The organism is Pseudomonas sp. FP2338, from assembly GCF_030687515.1.
GTDB lineage: Bacteria > Pseudomonadota > Gammaproteobacteria > Pseudomonadales > Pseudomonadaceae > Aquipseudomonas > Aquipseudomonas salomonii.
This window is the reverse complement of the sequence record NZ_CP117436.1, coordinates 1,649,627-1,667,466: the sequence shown is the minus strand read 5'-3', so window position 1 is coordinate 1,667,466 and position 17,840 is coordinate 1,649,627. Positions and strand designations below refer to the sequence as shown.

Below are 17,840 nucleotides of genomic sequence, written 5' to 3'. Positions count from 1 at the left end.
GGGCGCGACTCTAGTAGACGGTAATGAGGTGGAGGGATTCTGCACGTTCTGCCGCTACGGGTAAAACTTCATTCCGGCATAAGGCTTGACGCGACAGGCCTGCAAACGCGAGGCCAGATCGCCGACGTGGGCTTCGAGCTTGTGGCCATCGGGGTCGAGAAAGTAGAACGATGCGCCCTCGCTGCGGTTGTCGCGCCATTCCTGCACCTGCGCAGCGCGCAGGCGCGCCACCAGCGCCGCGAAATCACCGGTATCGGCGGTAAACGCGTAGTGCGTGTATTCAGCCGCAGGCGCCGGCGAGCGCAACGGGTCAAGGGACAAGCACAGCCATAAACCGGGCAACGACAGGTAGGCGCCGCCGTCCCAGCTCGCATCGAGCCGAAGTTGCAACAATTCATGGTAGAAGCTGATGCTGCGGTTCAGGTCGGTGACGGCAAGGGTCAGGTGGTTAAGGCCTGAGAGCATTTTTATTTTTCCTGTTATCCATGACTTTCGGACAATACACCCTGCACCTGCCCAATCAACCACTGCAACCCCGAATCCCCGCCCCGCCGCGCATGCCACGCCAGCTCAAACGCAAACGAAGGAATATGAAACGGCGGCGGCACAGCCAGCAGGTGTTGCTGATCGATGTTGAGCAAGCCTCGGGATGACACCGTCAAAATCAGGTCTGTGCCCTGGATCAGCTGCGGCGCCACGCCCCAGTGCGGCAGGCTGATCGCCACATGCCGGCGCTCACGAATCGCCGTCAACGCCCGTTCGATTTCCGGGGTGCCGCTGCCGCGCATTTCCAGCAACACATGCGGACGTGACAGGTAAGTCGGCAGGTCCAGCACACCGTTTGGCGGCAAGCTGTCACGGTCAATCAGGCAGGTGTAATGCTCCTCGAATAACGGCGTAGTGCGCAGTTCGGCGGGCATATCGGGGAACACCCCGGCGGCTAGGTCGAGGTCGCCATTGAGCACGCCGTCGACCATACCTTCGCGGCTGGCCTGGACGATTTGCAGGTCGATGCCAGGCGCTTCACGGCGCAGCGTGCGAACCAGATCCGGCAGGAAAATCGCCGCGCTGTAGTCCGACATTGCCACGCGAAACCTGCGCTTGGCCGACGCGGGTTCAAACCGGTTAGGCGCCAGCAGCGCCTGCACCTGGGCCAGGGCCTCGGCCAGTGGCGCGGCCAGCTCCAAGGCGCGGGCAGTCGGCACCAACGCACCGCCCTGGCGCACCAGCAACGGGTCACCGAGCAGATCACGCAAACGCGCCAGCGCATGGCTGACCGCCGGCTGGCTCAGGTGCAAACGCTCGGCGGCGCGGGTGACGTGTTGCTCACTGAGCAAGGCATCGAGGATCACCAGCAAGTTGAGGTCGATGCGGCGCAGATCATTCATCAGCTGCATGCTCGGCATAAGAACTTGGAATTTAAATTTGCGCGACGAATAGCCTAGAGTCCAGCAAAACCTCTGGGAGAACTGAGATGACGACGTTGCATTGGGCGGGTTTGTTGGCACTGGCGGTGATCGCCGGGGCGGTGGTGCCGTTTCAGAGTGCGATCAACGCAAGCCTCGGGCGCGGGCTGGGCCACCCGTTGTGGGCCACGCTGGCGTCACTGCTGGTGAGCATTGTCGTGCTACTGCCAGTGATTGTAGCGCTGCGTTTACCGCTGCCGAGCCTCGCCTTTATCACCAAGGCGCCGCTGTGGATGTGGGCCGGAGGCGCGTTTGGGGTGTGCTTTATTTCGCTGGCGTTGATGTTGCTGCCCAAGCTCGGCGCGTCGGGGTTTATTGCGCTGGCCATGGCCGGGCAGATTCTCGCTTCGCTGTTGCTCGATCACTTGGGTTTGTTTGGCCTGGTGGAGCGCCAACTGACAACGCCCCGCGTGCTGGGGGCGTTGTTGTTGATTGGCGGGGTGGCACTGATTCAGTTCAGCGCCACACCGGCGCGCGCACTGGCTACGGCAGGCTGATCAGCCCTTGTCGAGCGTGCGCAGTTTTTGTGGCAAGCCCCACAACAGCAGCGCCGCCGCCAACAGCGCACACACGCCGATCACATACAGCGCCGGCGTAGTGCTGCCGGTAAGGTCCTTGATGCGCCCCACCATCACCGGGCTGACAATACCGCCGAACTGCCCGAGGGTGTTGATCACCGCAATGCCGCCGGCCGCCCCGGCACCCGCGCCGGCCAACAGCTTGGGTGGCAGGGTCCAGAAGGCCGGGATCGAGGCAATAATGCCCGCGCCCAGCAGGCCCAGGGCGATGATCAGGAAGGTAGTGTGGTCGGCAAAGATCCCGGCACAGAAGAAGCCGATAGCGCCCAGCACCACCAGGCCGCAGACAAACTTGCGGCGCTCGCCGGTGGCGTCCGACAGTCGCCCGATCACCACCATGCTGATCGCCCCGCACACATAGGGAATGGCGGTGAGCAGGCCGATCATCACCGGACTTTGGGTGCCGGCACTGCGGATCAACTGTGGCGCCCAGAAGTTGAGGCCGTAAGACGCCACCTGAATCAGAAAGTAGATAAACCCAAGCATCAAAAACCCAGGAATGCGGATCGCCGAAAGCAGCGAGCCACCGTGCTGGTTCGGCTCATGCTTGGCGATGCGGCTCGACAGCAGGGTTTTCTCGGCAGGCGTCAGCCAATGCGCGTCTTCAATGCGGTCCTTGAGCAAGGTCAGCACCAGAAAACCCAGGCCGATGCAGGGCAAGCCGCCGAGCAGGAACAGCCAGTGCCAGCCGCGCATTTGCAGCACGCCGTCGAGGTGCTCCAGCACCAGCCCGGAAAAGGGTGCACCGACCAAACCGGCGAACGCCGAGGCCAGGAACAGCATGGAGGTAATACGCCCACGAAAGTGCTGCGGGAACCACAGCGTCAGGTAATACAGCACGCCAGGCGCAAAACCCGCCTCCATGGCGCCAATGATGAAGCGCAGGCCATAGAACTGCCATTCGGCGGTGACAAACACCATGGCCGCCGTGGCCAGGCCCCACGACATCATGATGCGCGCGATCCAACGGCGGGCACCGACCTTGTAGAGCATCATGTTGCTCGGCACTTCGAACAGCACATAACCCACCACAAACAACCCGGCGCCCAGGCCATAAGCGGTGTCGCTCAGGCTCAGGTCGGTTTGCAGCTGGAACTTGGCGAAGCTGATGTTGATGCGGTCAAAAAACGCGAACAGGTAGCACACCATGATCAGCGGCATCAGGCGCCAGGCGACCTTGCTGACCAGGGCTTTTTCGGCATCGATTTCAACGGCCGGGCGCACGCCGGCCTCTAACGTAGTATTAGTGCTCATGGTTTCTCTCCAGCGGGCTGCTCACAGGCGCCCGATTGTTTTTGTTGTCTGGTCGCGCGTTACAGCGTGGCGATGTAAGCCGGTGGCGGGTGCAGGTCGCCATTGCGCCCGGCCTTGGCCACTTGGCCGGGCAGTTCATGCCCAAGCAAGGCCGGCAAGTGACGGGACATTTGCAACAGGTGCGGCAGGTCGATGCCGGTGTGAATGCCAACCTCCTCGCACAGGTTGACCAAATCTTCGGTGCAGATATTGCCCGACGCGCCCGGCGCAAACGGGCAACCGCCGAGGCCACCCAAGGCCGCGTCAAACCGCCGGGCTCCGGCCTCGTAAGCGGCCAGCACATTGCACAAACCCAGGCCACGGGTGTTGTGAAAATGCAGGGTCAAATCGCTGGCCGGCACCTGTTGCAGCACGCGCGTGACCAGACGTTCGACCTGACGCGGATTGGCCATGCCGGTGGTGTCGGCCAACGTGATGCCCGCAATGCCCAACTCGCGATAGGCGTCGACCATTTGCAGCACGCGGTCTTCATCGATCTTGCCTTCGAACGGGCAGCCGAAGGTGGTGGCGATGCTGCCGTTGAGGCGCACCGGGTGGTCGGCGGCAAAGCTGACGATATCGCCAAAGGCTGCCAACGACGCCTCGCAACGCATGCGCATGTTCGCCAGGTTGTGGGTCTGGCTGGCCGACATCACCAGGTTCAGCTCATCGGCGCGCGACTCGATGGCGCGCTGGGCGCCCTTGAGGTTGGGGATCAGCGCGACATAAATCACACCGGCCCGGCGCTCAATGCCCTGGAACACTTGCTCGCCATCACGCAATGCGGGAATGGCTTTGGGCGACACAAACGAGCCCGCCTCGATTCGCGAAAAACCGGCCTGCGCCAGCGCGTTGATCAGCCTGATCTTGTCGGCGGTTTCAACCCACGTCGGTTCGATCTGCAAGCCATCGCGCGGCGACACTTCCTGCACGATCAGCGTGTCGGAATAATCAGTAATCATTGCACCACTCCCGCGGTTTTCAGGCGTTGGATATCGGCACCGGTGAGGCCCAGGCTGCCGAGGATGTCATCGGTATGCTGGCCCAGTGTCGGGCCCTGCCAGTTCACACCACCGGGGGTTTCGGAGAGTTTGGGCACAATGCCGGGCATCTTCACCGACACGCCGCCGGGCAACTGGGCATTGAGCAGCATGTCACGGGCGTGGTAGTGCGGGTCGCTGACGATATCGGCCACCGAGTAGATGCGTCCGGCCGGCACCTCGGCGGCTTCGAGCGCGCTGAGTACCTGGTCGATCGGCAGGCTGCTGGTCCAGTGGGTAATGGCCGCGTCGAGCAGCCCACTTTTAGCGGCGCGGCCGTCGTTGTGAGCGTACTCCGGCGCTTCGGCCAGGTCGGCACGGCCGATGGTGTGCATCAGGCGCTTGTAGATCGGATCACTGTTGCCGGCGATCACTACGTAGGCGCCATCGGCGGTCAGGTAGGTGTTGGACGGCGCGATACCCGGCAAGGCGCCGCCACTGCGCTCACGCACATGGCCGAGCATGTCGTATTCGGGCACCAGGCTTTCCATCAGGTTGAACACACTTTCGGCCAGTGACACATCGACCACCTGCCCCTCGCCCTGCCCGGTCTTGACCCGCAACAACGACATCAGCGCGCCGATCACCGCGTGCAGCGAGGCGAGCGAGTCACCCAGGCTCACACCGACCCGCGCCGGCGGCGAGTCGGGGTTGCCGGTGGTGTAGCGAATACCGCCCATGGCCTCACCGATGGCACCAAACCCTGGGCGATCGCGGTAAGGCCCGGTCTGGCCGTAGCCGGAGATGCGCACCAGGGTCAGCTTGGGGTTCAACGCATGCAACACGTCCCAACCCAGGCCAAGTTTCTCCAGGCCGCCGGGGCGCAGGTTTTCGATCAGCACGTCGGCGTCGCCCAGCAATTGCTTGATCAGCCCCAGGCCCTCCGGGGACTTGAGGTCCAGGGCGAGCGACTTTTTGTTACGCGATTGCAAGTACCACCACAACGACGTGCCTTCGTGCAGCTTTCGCCATTTGCGAAGCGGGTCGCCTTGGCCCATGGCTTCGATCTTGATCACCTCGGCGCCGAACTCGGCCAGCATCCGCGCGGCGAACGGCGCGGCTATCAACGTGCCGATTTCAATCACCTTGATACCGCTCAACGGCGCTGTCATGGGGTGGTCCTCTTATTCTTGGAATGTGCAGCCAAGGCTAGAGGACAGGCGGGCGATAAATCCAACCGTCAGTTGGCAAGGAGCGTTCGCGAAATACGAACGGCTATCAGGTGTTGATGTCAGTCAGATCGCTATCGCGGGCAAGCCCTAATGCCAGTCAGTTAAGCGCAGATCCTCTGTGGGAGCGGGCTTGCTCGCGAAAGCGGTGGGTCAGTCAACATCAATGTTTGCTGGGCCGACGTCTTCGCGGGCAAGCCCGCTCCCACATTTGATCTTCGCTGCTTTGAGCATTTCGTTCGCTTAACTGACTGGCATTAGGGCAAGCCCTGCTCCCACAGGAGGAATGCGGTCCCTTGTGGGAGCCGGGCTTGCCCGCGATGAGGCCCACAGGGTTTGCTTACTTCAGTGGCGTGCGCAGGTAGTCAAACAACAACCGGCTCACCGGCGACAACTGCGCTTCATCACGCACCACCACAATCAAGCTGCGATCCGACCACGTGTCGGTCAGCGGCACCGCATGCAACCCCAACGCGCGACCAAACAGCTCATAGGCCTTTTGCGGCAGGATGCCGATGCCCATATTCGCCTGGACCATCCGGCACATCGCATCAAACCCCGGCACATGAATACGCAGGCGCAGCATCTTGCCGGCCTCGCGCGCTGCGGCATGGGTGCGCATATTGATCGAGCTGGCGGCGTGCAGGCCCACGTAATCGCTGCCCAGGGTTTCGTCGAACGCCAGGGTGTGGCGGGTGGCCAAGGGATGATCCGCCGGCATCAGTACCACCAGCTTGTCGTGGCGATACAGCACGCTGGGCAAGCCTTTGGTGTCGGTGTCGCTGGAGCAGATGCCCAGGTCCGCCACCCCGTCCAGCACGCCCTGGACCACGCCGTTGCTGGGGCGCTCTTCCAGATCGGTCTTGACCTCGGGATGCCGCTGGGAAAAGTCGCGCAGGTCTTCCGGAAGAAACTGAATAATCGCCGACAGATTCGCCAACATGCGCACATAACCACGCACGCCGTGGCTGTGCTCGCCCAGTTCAAGGCCCATTTTCTCGACGTTGAACAGCATCTGCCGCGCATGGTGCAGCAGGGTTTCGCCGGCGGCGGTCAAGTCCATGCCCTTGGCACGCCGCACGAACAGGCTCACGCCCAATACCTGCTCCAACTCCATCAGGCGCTTGCTGGCCGCCGACACGGCGATGGCCTCACGGGCCGCAGCGCGGGTCAGCGTGCCTTCTTCAAACACCGCAACGAACAGTTGCAGGGTGATCAGGTCAAGGCGACGCACCAGGCTTTTGTGCAGCATCAGCGCGGCTCGCTGGCCAGGCGATTGATCTCGGCCTGCTCCACCACGGCCTGCGGCGCGCCATGACGCGCCACCGCCAACATCGCCTGGCCAACGGTTTCGGTGCTGACAACCCAACTCGGTTTGACCCGGCGAAAAAACGACAGCAGCGGCCCGAGCACGGTATAGAAAGATTGATACAGCGGCGTCTTTGAACGCACGCCATGCAACGGCTGAATCACCCCAGGCCGAAACAGGTACACCGCCTTGAACGGCAGGCGCAGCAAGGCGTTTTCGGTCTTGCCCTTGACCCGCGACCACATCGACTTGCCCGCCTCGGAGCTGTCGGTGCCGGCGCCGGACACATAGACAAAGGTCATCTGCCGATTGAGCCGCGCCAAGGTGCTGGCCGCGACCAGGGTGAGGTCATAGGTGAGGTGGGTGTACTTGGCTTCATTCATGCCTGCCGACGACACGCCGAGGCAGAAGAAGCACGCATCAAAGCCTTGCAGCAGGTTTTCCAGCGGTTGGAAGTCCAGCATGTCGCTGTGCAACACCTGGTGCAGCTTGCCGTGCTCCTGGGTCAGCGGCGTGCGGCCGACGGCGACCACTTCCTGCACGTCAGCGGCCAAGAGGCACTCACGCAGCACGCCTTGGCCGACCATGCCGGTGGCGCCGAATAATAGAACTCTCATCAGGGGACCTCAGCGGCAAGCCGCAAGCTTCATGCTCAAGTTAAATACCGTTCAACTTGTAGCTTAACGCTTGCGGCGTGCGGCTGCCGCCTTTAGAACGCGCTGCGAAATATCTCCTCAATTTGTCGCTGATCCGCCCGGCGGGGGTTGGTCAGACCACAGGCATCCTTCAACGCATTGGTGGCCAGCAGCGGAATATCCTGCAACTTGGCGCCCAACTCGCGCAAACCGGCCGGGATCTCAACGTCATGGGCCAAGGCGCGAATAGCGACGATGGCCGCCTGGGCGCCCTCTTCCGGGGTGATGCCCTTGATATCGGCACCCAAGGCGCGCGCCACGTCGCTCAGGCGTTTGGCGCATACACTGGCGTTGAAGCTTTGCACATGGGGCAGCAACACCGCGTTGCACACGCCGTGGGGCAGGTCGTAGAGGCCACCGAGCTGGTGGGCCATGGCATGCACAAACCCCAGCGAGGCATTGTTGAAGGCCATCCCGGCCAGGAACTGCGCATAGGCCATGTTTTCCCGCGCGGCCTTGTCGCTGCCATCACGCACCGCCAGGCGCAGGTTGGCGCTGATCAGCTCCATGGCCTTGATCGCGCAGGCATCGGTGATTGGCGTGGCGGCGGTCGACACATAGGCTTCGATCGCATGGGTCAGCGCGTCCATGCCGGTGGCCGCCGTCAGCCCCTTGGGCATGCCGACCATCAGCGTCGGGTCGTTGACCGACAGCAGCGGCGTGACATTGCGGTCGACGATGGCCATTTTCACATGGCGGGTTTCATCGGTGATGATGCAGAAACGGGTCATCTCGCTGGCCGTCCCGGCGGTGGTGTTGATCGCCACCAGCGGCAATTGCGGTTTGCTCGATTGGTCGACACCTTCGTAGTCGCCGATACGCCCGCCGTTGGTGGCGCACAACGCGATGCCCTTGGCGCAGTCATGGGGCGAGCCGCCGCCCAGGGACACGACAAAATCACAGGCCGTGGCCTCCAGCATCGCCAGGCCTTTCTCGACGTTTTCCACATTGGGGTTGGGTTTGGCGCCGTCGTAGATCACCGAGTCGATGTCCTGCATCGCCAGCTTCTCTGCGATCATGCTGGCCACGCCGGCCTTGGCCAGCCCGGCGTCGGTGACGATCAGCGCCTTGCGAAAGCCGTAGTTGCGGATGGCTACCATGGCTTCGTCGAGGCAGTCGGTGCCCATGATGTTGACGGCGGGAATAAAAAAGGTGCTGATCATGGTCAATCCTCGGAGGCGGTATGCCGACAGAATCAACCGATAACGCGTGGCGCATCTTGATCAGGATCAACGCACGCTCGTGATAAAGTCACCACCCAGCCGATTTCGAGTAGACCCGCCGCAATGAAGGATTTCCAGGATATTGACGCCCACCTTGAAGACTGGAGCGCCCTGCGGAGCGCCATCGACTTCAATGGGATTCTGATCGGCAATGGCGCCAGCCGTGCGATTTGGGAAGACTTTGCCTACGACTCGCTGTTCGAAAACGCCCGCACCGTCGAAGAAAAGCCCCTGAGCCCATCCGAACTCAGCGTGTTCGATGCCCTGCAAACCCGCAGTTTCGAGCAAGCGCTGGGCGCGTTGAAGACCACCAGCCGGGTCAACAAGGCGCTGGCGGTCAGCTCGGCGGCGCCGCGCAATCGTTACTACGCGATCAAGGAAGCGCTGATCAACACCATCCACGCCGTGCACATTCCGTGGCGCCTGGTGCAGCCGTCGACCCTGGCAACGATCAACACTGAGTTGACGCACTACGCGACGGTGTTCACCAGCAATTACGACCTGCTCAACTACTGGGCGATTTTGCACACGCCGGGCATCGATGACCTGTTCCGCAGCGCCGACGCCAGCTTCGACCTGCGCAACACCCGCACCCAGGCCACACGCATTCTCTACCTGCACGGCGGCCTGCACCTGGTGCGCAACCTCGACGGCACCGCACGCAAACTGCCGACCACCGACAGCACCTTGCTGAGCAGCTTTGCGATCAACAATACGATCAAGACGCTGGACGATGTGCCGCTGTTTGTCAGCGAAGGCAAGGTGGAGGAGAAGCTCAAGACCATTCGCAGCTCGGATTACTTGTCGTTCTGCTACGAGCAGTTGCTGAGCCATGATGGCGCGCTGTGCATCTTCGGCCATGACCTGGGGCCGCAGGATCAGCACCTGGTGGATGCGCTTCGCCAGGCCAAACTGACGACGCTGGCAATTTCGGTGTCGGGCCGCAGTGACGGGTTTATCCGCCAGCAGAAGCGCCGGTATTCGCAGTTGTTTGACGGCAGCGGCGTGGAGCTGAAGTTCTTTGCGGCGCGTACGCATCCGTTGGGTAATGCCGCGTTGTCCGTGCCGGTCGAACGCTGATCTACGGAACAACGAAGATCAACCGTGGGAGCTGGCTTGCCTGCGATTGCGGTGGGCCAGTCAGTATTGACTTAACTGACACACCGCTATCGCAGCGATGCGGCGACCCGACAAGCCAGCTCCCACATTGACGGTTTTCCAACCTGGGAACAGGGTCACTCGTCGCCGCTGTGCACCACCACCAGCAACTGCGCCTGCACCTTCCCCACCGAGCGAATCCGGTGAGGTTTCTGTGCATTGAAGTGCAGCGCATCGCCCCGCTCCAGGATCACCCGCTCGTTCATGAAGTCCACTTCCACCTGGCCTTCGTGCACGAACAGAAACTCCTCACCCAGATGCTCCTTGAAGGTCTTGTCGGTGAATTCCGCCGGCGGGTAGATGATAAACGGCAGCAGGCTGCGCTCGCTGACCTGATGGGCCAGCACCGCATAACCCGGCGCGGTGTCGGGGCGTTCGTGGCTGCGCACCAGGCTGTAGCTGTCGAGGCTGACGTTGTCTTCGCTGAACAGTTCTTCGACCTTCACGTTCAACGCCTTGGCCAGTTTCAGCGCGGCGGCAATCGACGGGGTGTTGAGCCCACGCTCGACCTTGGACAGATAACTCTTGGTCATCCCGGACTTTTCGGCCAGGGACTCCAGGGTTACGCCAAGTTTTTTTCTCAATAATTTCAAACGGATAGACATGTGCTGCGGTTAATCCCTGCAGAAAAGGCAGAATCACGCTTGCCAATGACACAAAGTGTCATATAGCATCTTTAGTGTCATTTGCTCTAACCCAAAGGACACCGATATGGCCAAGACATTAGCACTCCCCAAGGACCAACTGGTCAAGCAAGCACTGCTCCAGATGCAAAACAGCCTGGCGGATAATACGTGGACCGACCGGCAAAAGCTGGCACTCACTTGCCGCATCCTGTTCGAACACGGCCACGACTCCGGCCTGGCCGGGCAGATCACCGCTCGGGGGCCCACGCCTGGCACCTATTACACTCAGCAACTGGGCCTGGGTTTCGATGAAATCACTGCCAGCAATCTGTTGCTGGTCAACGAAGACCTTGAAGTACTCGAAGGGCATGGCATCCCCAACCCGGCCAACCGCTTTCATACCTGGGTATACCGTGGGCGGCCGGATGTGAACTGCATCATCCATACGCACCCCACGCATATTGCCGCGCTGTCGATGCTTGAAGTGCCGCTGCAGGTGTCGCATATGGACCTGTGCCCGCTGTACGAAGATTGCGCCTTCCTGGAAGCCTGGCCGGGCGTGCCGGTGGGCAATGAAGAAGGCGAAATCATCACCACAGCCCTGGGCGACAAGCGCGCAATCCTGCTCTCGCACCACGGTCAGCTGTCCACCGGCGCGAGCATCGAGCAAGCCTGCGTAATCGCGCAGTTGATTGAGCGGGCCGCCAAGTTGCAGTTGCTGGCAATGTCGGCGGGCACCATCAAGCCGATCCTGCCCGAGCTGGGTCGCGAGGCCCACGACTGGATTTCCAAGCCCAAGCGTCATGGCGCCGCCTTCAACTACTACGCCCGGCAGAACCTGCGCAAACACGCCGATTGCCTGAACTGATTGCCCTTTTTCACGCGGAGACTTCCCATGCCCAACCCCACTATTCACGGCATTATCGGCTACACCATTACCCCGTTCAGCGCCGACGGCCAGCGCATTGACCTCGACGCCCTCGGCCGCTCCATCGACCGCCTTATCGACAGCGGCGTACACGCCATCGCGCCCTTGGGCAGCACCGGCGAAGGCGCGTATTTGAGCGATGCGGAGTGGGATGAGGTCAGCGCCTACAGCCTTGCGAAAATCGCCAGGCGCGTACCCACTGTTGTCAGCGTGTCTGACTTGACCACCGCCAAAGCCGTGCGTCGCGCCCGTTATGCCGAAGCCAATGGCGCCGATGTGGTGATGGTGCTGCCGGCCTCGTACTGGAAACTCAGCGAAGCGGAAATCCTCGCCCACTACGCCGCGATTGGCGACAGCATCGGCGTGCCGATCATGCTTTACAACAACCCGGCTACCAGTGGCACGGACATGTCGGTGGACTTGATCCTGCGCATCGTCAAACAGGTGGCGAACGTGACCATGGTCAAGGAAAGCACCGGCGATATTCAGCGCATGCATCAGTTGCGCCGCCACAGCGACGTGCCGTTCTACAACGGCTGCAACCCACTGGCGCTGGAAGCCTTCGCGGCGGGTGCCAAGGGTTGGTGCACGGCCGCGCCGAACCTGATCCCGCAGCTGAACCTGGAGTTGTATAACGCGGTGCTGGCCAATGACCTGAGCTTGGCGCGGGAGCTGTTCTATCGCCAGCTGCCGTTGCTGGAGTTCATCCTCAAGGGCGGGTTGCCGGCGACGATCAAGGCCGGGTTGCGGCTGACCGGGCTGGAAGCGGGCGATCCGCGCTTGCCGGTATTCCCGCTGGGTGAGGCAGGGATCGAACAGCTCAAAGCATTACTGCGCTAAAACCACGGCCTCCTGTGGGAGCTGGCTCCCACATTTTTGATCCCATGACCCGTTACATAGAGACAAATGACAATAGTTCTCGATATCATTCGCGACTTATCTACGTCGTGCTTCGTCAAGAAGGATATCCATGTCTCGTCCCAAGCCCGACCCGTTGACGGCCGATGCCTTTCGCGGGTTTTATGCAGATATCCTGCATTTCCTGCGCAAACGCACGGACAACGCCAGCGACGCGGCGGACATGACCCAGGATGTCTTCACCCAATGGCTCAACTACCGCGACCGCGCCAAGGTCGAGCAGCCACGGGCGTTTCTGTTTCAGATGGCGCGCAACCTGCTGCGCGATCACTGGCGTAAGCAGAAGGTACGCCAGAGCGCCCATTCCGAGCCGGCCGAGGGTGGCACGGAGCCGGTCACCGACGCGCAAAACGACCCCATGGCTGCCGCGCAGCGCCTGCAACGCCTGGAACAGTTGAAAGAAGTCCTCGCCGAACTCTCGCCCCGCAGGCGAGAAGCCCTTATGCTGCACCGCTTCGAAGGCTTGAGCCAGGCGCAGATCGCCGAGCGCATGGGTATTTCGACCAGCATGGTAGAAAAGCACATCGCTTTTGCCCTGCTGCATTGCAAGCGACGCCTTCAACCAGAACCCGGCACGGAGCAGCCAGAATGAACCGCCTGAGCGACAACGACGCCCTGGACATCGAAGCGAGCGACTCCATCGATGCCCAAGCCGCCAGCTGGTTTGCCCGCAACCGCAACGGCGCAGCACGGGCCGAGCGCAAAGCCTTCGCCGCCTGGCAGGCAACGCCCGCCCACGCCCGCGCCTATGCCGAATTCGAACAACTGTGGGACGACCTCGCCCAGTTGCAGCAACTGAACAAACCCGTAACGCTGCCCCAACGCAAACCCTCCCTATTGCGCCCTGCCCTGGCCGTGGCCGCCGCACTGGTGTGCGCCGTGCTGACGACGAATATCGGCGCGCCCCGCGCGCTGTTCCACAGCCAGATTGCCGGGCACGCCAAAGGCATGCGCACCCTCACCTTGCCCGACGGCAGCACACTGTATGTGAACGCCAACACCCATCTGCGCGTGGATTTCAGCGCGTATCAACGCATCCTGCATCTGGACAAGGGCCAGGTCTTTATCGAAGTTGCCGCCGACAAAGAGCGCCCGCTCTACGTGCAAGCCGGCGAGGCCAATGTGCGGGTGGTCGGCACCGGGTTTGACGTGCGACGCAGCCAGCAACAACTGGTGGTCAGCGTCGCCCACGGCCAGGTCGCCTTCGAGCCGGACGCCGAAAGCCCGGTGGCGTTGCTCGGCGCCCAGCAACGTGCCGCGTACAGCTACGCCAAGGGCACCGTGCAGCAGCAGACACTCACCACCGAAGAAGTGGCCGATTGGCGCAGCGGGCACCTGTCGTTTCGCAATCGAGAGTTGGCCAGCCTGATCGATGAACTGAGCCTCTACCGGCCTCAAGCGCCCTTGCAGGTCAACAAAGCCGTGGCGCAACTGAAGGTCTCGGGCAATCTGGATGTGAATGACCCGGATGCCCTGCTCAACGCCCTGCCCGCCCTGCTGCCGGTTAAAACCGTGGCCTCGGCCGATGGCATCGTCCGAATCGAGCCGCTCAAGTAAGGCCTGCAAAAAACACACTTGAGAATATTTTGCATTCGCATGTGTGGTTTTTTGCAGCTGCCCCGTCTTCCTCCCGACTGTGTTGGATACGCACACCTTTTTGGCTATTTAGCCGCCCCGGGGGATTTCATGTTTCGCGCGCCTTGCCACGCTTCGCACCTGTTGCTTCGACCGACCCTTATTGCTACCTGCATGGCCTTGAGTCTCAGCGCCCAGGCCGAGTCGCTCACGCTGCAACTGCCCGCCCAATCGCTGGCCACGTCCCTGAGCTTTGTCGCGCAGCAGGCTAAAATCCAGCTGTTGTTCGATGAAACACTGCTCAAGCATGTGCAGGCGCCGGCGCTCAACGGCGAGTTCAGCCCGGAAGTGGCGATTCGCAGCTTGCTGAAAAACGGCGAGTTCACCCTGATCAAAGTCGGCAACACCTACGTGGTGCGCCCCGACGAGGGCAAGACCAGCCACAGCGGCGCCATCCAGCTGGATGCCCTCAGCGTGATCGGCACCGGTAACGAAGTCGACTCCAGCACCGTCAACCGCTCGACCATGACCCAGGCCGACATTGACCGCTACCAGTCCAACAACATCCCCAGCCTGTTGCAGACCTTGCCCGGCGTAAGCCAGGGCGGCTCCCTGAAACCGGGTGGCCAGACCATCAATATTCGTGGTTTCGGCGACGCCGAAGACGTGCCGATGACTGTCGACGGCGCCACTAAAACCGGCTTTGAGCGCTACCAGCAAGGCACCGTGTTTATCGAGCCCGAGCTGATCAAGAGCATCGAGGTCGAGAAAGGCCCCAACTCGCCGTTCACCGGCAACGGCGGCTTTGGCGGCACGGTCAACATGACCACCAAGGATGCCCCGGACCTTTTGCAAGACGGTCGCAACAGCGGCGCGATGCTCAAATACGGCTACTCCAGCAACGACCACGAACAGATCTACAGCAGTGCCGTGTACGGCCGCACCGACGACGGGCGTTTCGACGCGCTGGCCTACCTGACCCAGCGCGACGGCGGCGACATGAAGGTGGCCGGCAAACTGCCCAACGACAACAACGAATACCCGGTCAACCCTCAGCGCCTGCCCAACAGCGCCCAGGATGTGGACGGCAAACTGTTCAAGGTCAACGCCCACTTCACCGAGGAGCACAGCGTTGGTCTGTCTTACTCGCGCTCCCACAGCAACCGCTGGACGCCGTTCTCCGCCGCCAGCTACCCGACGCCGCCGACCCAGGCCAACATCGACCGCTACGGTTACGAAAACGCGCTGAAGCGTTTTTTAGCCCAGCGAGACACCACCGACACCACCTGGTCAGGCAAGTACGAATACACGCCGGTGAATAACCCGCTGATCGACCTGACCGTCAAATATTCCCAGTCCAACACCGACCAGACCGACGAACGCGACGCCACCGCGTTTTTCCAACTGGCCTCCGGCGGGCGCAAGATGGACACCGCCTACACCGACAAGAACCTCGACATCCGCAACGTCAGCCTGTTTGACACAGGCCCCTTGCAGCATGCGCTGACCGTCGGCGGGCAGATCCGCAAGCACATCCGCGAAACCGAGATGTGGATGCCCGGCACCACCTACAACACCGCGCGTTACAACTATGGGCACTTCCAGCCGGGCTTCATGCCCCATGGCAAGGTCGACACCAACAGTTTCTTCGTCCAGGACGCAGTCACCGTGGGCGACGTGACCATCACCCCGTCGCTGCGCTACGACCATGTGCGTAACCGTGGCGAAGGTAACGATGCGCCGTACTACAACAACCCGGATCCGTCCTTCGGCCACGACTACAGCGACCGTACCTACACCGGCTGGTCGCCACGCCTGGCGCTGTTCTGGAACGTCACGCCGAACCTGGGGCTGTTCGCCAACTGGAGCAAGACCTGGCGTGCGCCGGTGATCGACGAGCAATATGAAGTGCAAGGCCTGGGCAGCCGCACCGCCACCAGCGTTGACCTCGACCCGGAGCGCATCACCTCGATCACCCTGGGTGGCGTCACCAGCTTCGACAACTTGATCGCCCAGAACGATAACCTGCAAGTACGCGCCACGCTGTTCCATAACAAAGTCGAAGACGAAATCTTCAAGGCCACCGGCGTGGGTTGCCAGAACCAAGCCGTCAACGGTGGCACCATCGCCAACGCTTGCCCGCCGGGGGCGATGCCCAACTACCGCAACATCGGCGGCCTGACCATCAAGGGCTTTGAGCTGGAGTCCTTCTACAACTCCACCTACCTGTTCGGCTCGGTGTCGTTCGCCTACGCCAAGGGTGAACACGAAGGCGCCTACACCAACCCATGGGGCCCGGATGTGCCGGCACGTGATATTCCACCGACCAAATGGGTGCTGGTGCTGGGTACCCATATTCCGGCGTGGGATGCCCAAGTGGGCTGGATGGGCCAGTTCATTGGCGCGACCGATCGCTTGCCGAGTGACAAATACTCCGGCGGCCCGGGCAGCAGTGTGGGCGACCTGTTTTACGATCAGTACGGCAACAAGGCCTACAACACCCAAGGCCTGTTCGCCAAATGGAAGCCGCAACAGGCCTACCTCAAAGGCACCGAGGTGAACTTCACCGTGGACAACCTGTTCAACAACAACTTCCGCCCGGCCTTGAGCGGTGATCGTGCCTACACCAAGGGCCGCGATGCGAAGGTCAGCATTACGCGGTTCTTCTAACAGACCAGGGTGACGCCATCGCAGGCAAGCCAGCTCCCACAGGAGATCTCGATCCGCCAGACGATAGAGATCAACTGTGGGAGCCGGGCTTGCCCGCGATGGCGGCGGCACTGCCTACAGAGCGATTGGAACTGTACGGATAAATCTGCGACCAGCTGTAGGCCCTTAATCAGCGGGGGTTGTGGCTAGATGGGCTTCCCTTGAAGTCCTCCAGATTCGGTTCCCCACTCATGAGCTCGCGCGAAAACACCGGCATGGCCCTCGGCCTGCTGGGCGTCGTTATCTTCAGCCTGACATTGCCCTTCACTCGCATTGTGGTGCAGGAAATCCATCCCTTGCTAAATGGCCTCGGGCGCGCCTTGTTCGCGGCAATCCCGGCGGCGGCGCTGTTGCTGTGGCGCCGAGAAAGCTGGCCAACCTGGCGCCAGGTGCGCGGCCTGTGCCTGGTGATTGCCGGCGTGATTCTGGGCTTCCCCGTGCTCTCGGCCTGGGCCATGCAAACCTTGCCGGCCTCCCATGGCGCGCTAGTCAACGGCCTGCAACCACTGTGCGTGGCGCTGTATGCGGCGTGGCTGTCCCACGAGCGGCCGTCGAAAGCCTTCTGGGCCTGCGCGGCGTTGGGCAGTGCGTTGGTGCTCAGCTACGCGTTAATCACCGGCGCCGGCAGCATTCAAGCCGGCGATTTGCTGATGCTTGGCGCGATTGCCGTGGGCGGCCTGGGGTATGCCGAAGGCGGCCGGTTGGCCAAGGAGATGGGCGGCTGGCAAGTGATCTGCTGGGCGCTGGTGCTATCGACGCCCGTATTGATCGGCCCGGTGTGGTACTTGGCAGCGCAGCACCAAGGCGCGATTTCCATGCGCACCTGGTGGGCGTTTGGGTATGTGTCGCTGTTCTCGCAGTTTTTGGGGTTTTTCGCCTGGTACGCCGGGTTGGCCATGGGCGGTATTGCGCGGGTCAGCCAGATTCAGCTGTTGCAGATCTTCTTCACCATCGCGTTTTCGGCGTTGTTCTTTGGTGAACATATCGAGCCGATTACCTGGGTGTTTGCGTGTGGGGTGATCGTGACGGTGATGCTCGGGCGCAAGACGGCGGTGCAGCCTGCGCCTGCTGGTGTGGGAGCTGGCTTGTCGAATCGTCGCACCGCTGCGATGCAGACACCTCGGTCTATCAGCAAACCCAGGTGATGCCATCG

At 61.8% G+C, this 17,840-nt stretch carries 17 protein-coding genes; 8 read left to right on the top strand and 9 right to left on the bottom strand.

The window, feature by feature from the left end; all coding sequences use genetic code 11:
* Nucleotides 1–54 precede the first annotated feature (54 nt).
* Entirely contained in the window at nucleotides 55–465 is a 411-nt protein-coding gene (fos, locus tag PSH96_RS07500; RefSeq protein ID WP_305458534.1) for a fosfomycin resistance glutathione transferase, read from the bottom strand.
* Between the two features lie 14 nt (nucleotides 466–479).
* Nucleotides 480–1,406, bottom strand: coding sequence for a LysR family transcriptional regulator (locus tag PSH96_RS07495; protein WP_305458533.1), 927 nt, complete (start codon nucleotides 1,404–1,406; stop codon nucleotides 480–482).
* Between the two features lie 68 nt (nucleotides 1,407–1,474).
* Here PSH96_RS07495 and PSH96_RS07490 point away from each other — a divergent pair, with 68 nt between their 5' ends.
* On the top strand, nucleotides 1,475–1,963 hold the full coding sequence (locus PSH96_RS07490) for a DMT family transporter (protein WP_305458532.1): 489 nt from the start codon (nucleotides 1,475–1,477) through the stop codon (nucleotides 1,961–1,963).
* Here PSH96_RS07490 and PSH96_RS07485 read toward each other — a convergent pair whose 3' ends face one another.
* The 6 genes from PSH96_RS07485 to yiaY all read right to left on the bottom strand — a co-directional run bounded on the left by PSH96_RS07485 (nucleotide 1,964) and on the right by yiaY (nucleotide 8,713).
* Complete coding sequence (locus PSH96_RS07485) at nucleotides 1,964–3,298, bottom strand: MFS transporter (RefSeq protein WP_305458531.1); 1,335 nt, start codon at nucleotides 3,296–3,298, stop codon at nucleotides 1,964–1,966.
* A 59-nt stretch (nucleotides 3,299–3,357) separates the two neighbouring features.
* Nucleotides 3,358–4,299, bottom strand: a complete 942-nt coding sequence (locus tag PSH96_RS07480; protein WP_305458530.1) for a hydroxymethylglutaryl-CoA lyase — start codon at nucleotides 4,297–4,299, stop codon at nucleotides 3,358–3,360.
* Entirely contained in the window at nucleotides 4,296–5,489 is a 1,194-nt protein-coding gene (locus PSH96_RS07475; RefSeq protein WP_305458529.1) for a CaiB/BaiF CoA-transferase family protein, read from the bottom strand. Before PSH96_RS07475 ends, PSH96_RS07480 begins: the two co-directional genes overlap by 4 nt.
* Before the next feature lie 397 nt (nucleotides 5,490–5,886).
* Entirely contained in the window at nucleotides 5,887–6,798 is a 912-nt protein-coding gene (locus PSH96_RS07470) for a LysR family transcriptional regulator (RefSeq protein ID WP_305458528.1), read from the bottom strand.
* The gene (locus tag PSH96_RS07465) at nucleotides 6,798–7,472 is read right to left on the bottom strand and encodes an NAD(P)H-binding protein (RefSeq protein ID WP_305458527.1); all 675 of its coding nucleotides are present in this window, start codon (nucleotides 7,470–7,472) and stop codon (nucleotides 6,798–6,800) included. The genes PSH96_RS07470 and PSH96_RS07465 overlap by 1 nt, the downstream gene beginning before the upstream one ends.
* 92 nt (nucleotides 7,473–7,564) lie before the next feature.
* Nucleotides 7,565–8,713 (bottom strand): L-threonine dehydrogenase, encoded by a 1,149-nt coding sequence (gene yiaY, locus PSH96_RS07460; RefSeq protein ID WP_305458526.1) that lies wholly within the window; start codon nucleotides 8,711–8,713, stop codon nucleotides 7,565–7,567.
* A 123-nt stretch (nucleotides 8,714–8,836) separates the two neighbouring features.
* On the opposite strand from yiaY, the gene PSH96_RS07455 reads away from it, so the two are divergent.
* Nucleotides 8,837–9,853 (top strand): DUF4917 family protein, encoded by a 1,017-nt coding sequence (locus PSH96_RS07455; RefSeq protein ID WP_305458525.1) that lies wholly within the window; start codon nucleotides 8,837–8,839, stop codon nucleotides 9,851–9,853.
* Between the two features lie 155 nt (nucleotides 9,854–10,008).
* On the opposite strand, the gene PSH96_RS07450 is transcribed toward PSH96_RS07455, so the two are convergent.
* A complete protein-coding gene (locus PSH96_RS07450; RefSeq protein WP_305458524.1) occupies nucleotides 10,009–10,536 on the bottom strand; it encodes a helix-turn-helix domain-containing protein in 528 nt (175 codons plus the stop codon).
* A gap of 106 nt (nucleotides 10,537–10,642) precedes the next feature.
* Between PSH96_RS07450 and PSH96_RS07445 the strand changes: the two genes are divergently transcribed.
* The 6 genes from PSH96_RS07445 to PSH96_RS07420 all read left to right on the top strand — a co-directional run bounded on the left by PSH96_RS07445 (nucleotide 10,643) and on the right by PSH96_RS07420 (nucleotide 17,832).
* A complete protein-coding gene (locus PSH96_RS07445; protein WP_305458523.1) occupies nucleotides 10,643–11,425 on the top strand; it encodes an aldolase in 783 nt (260 codons plus the stop codon).
* A gap of 27 nt (nucleotides 11,426–11,452) precedes the next feature.
* Nucleotides 11,453–12,325, top strand: a complete 873-nt coding sequence (locus tag PSH96_RS07440; RefSeq protein WP_305458522.1) for a dihydrodipicolinate synthase family protein — start codon at nucleotides 11,453–11,455, stop codon at nucleotides 12,323–12,325.
* A gap of 130 nt (nucleotides 12,326–12,455) precedes the next feature.
* The gene (locus PSH96_RS07435; protein ID WP_305458521.1) at nucleotides 12,456–12,995 is read left to right on the top strand and encodes an RNA polymerase sigma factor; all 540 of its coding nucleotides are present in this window, start codon (nucleotides 12,456–12,458) and stop codon (nucleotides 12,993–12,995) included.
* Nucleotides 12,992–13,960 carry a FecR domain-containing protein gene (locus tag PSH96_RS07430; RefSeq protein ID WP_305458520.1) on the top strand — a complete coding sequence of 323 codons (969 nt, stop codon included), beginning with the start codon at nucleotides 12,992–12,994 and terminating at the stop codon, nucleotides 13,958–13,960. The genes PSH96_RS07435 and PSH96_RS07430 overlap by 4 nt, the downstream gene beginning before the upstream one ends.
* A gap of 129 nt (nucleotides 13,961–14,089) precedes the next feature.
* Nucleotides 14,090–16,648, top strand: coding sequence for a TonB-dependent receptor (locus tag PSH96_RS07425; protein WP_305458519.1), 2,559 nt, complete (start codon nucleotides 14,090–14,092; stop codon nucleotides 16,646–16,648).
* 230 nt (nucleotides 16,649–16,878) lie between these two features.
* A complete protein-coding gene (locus PSH96_RS07420; protein WP_305458518.1) occupies nucleotides 16,879–17,832 on the top strand; it encodes a DMT family transporter in 954 nt (317 codons plus the stop codon).
* The last annotated feature ends 8 nt before the right edge of the window (nucleotides 17,833–17,840 follow it).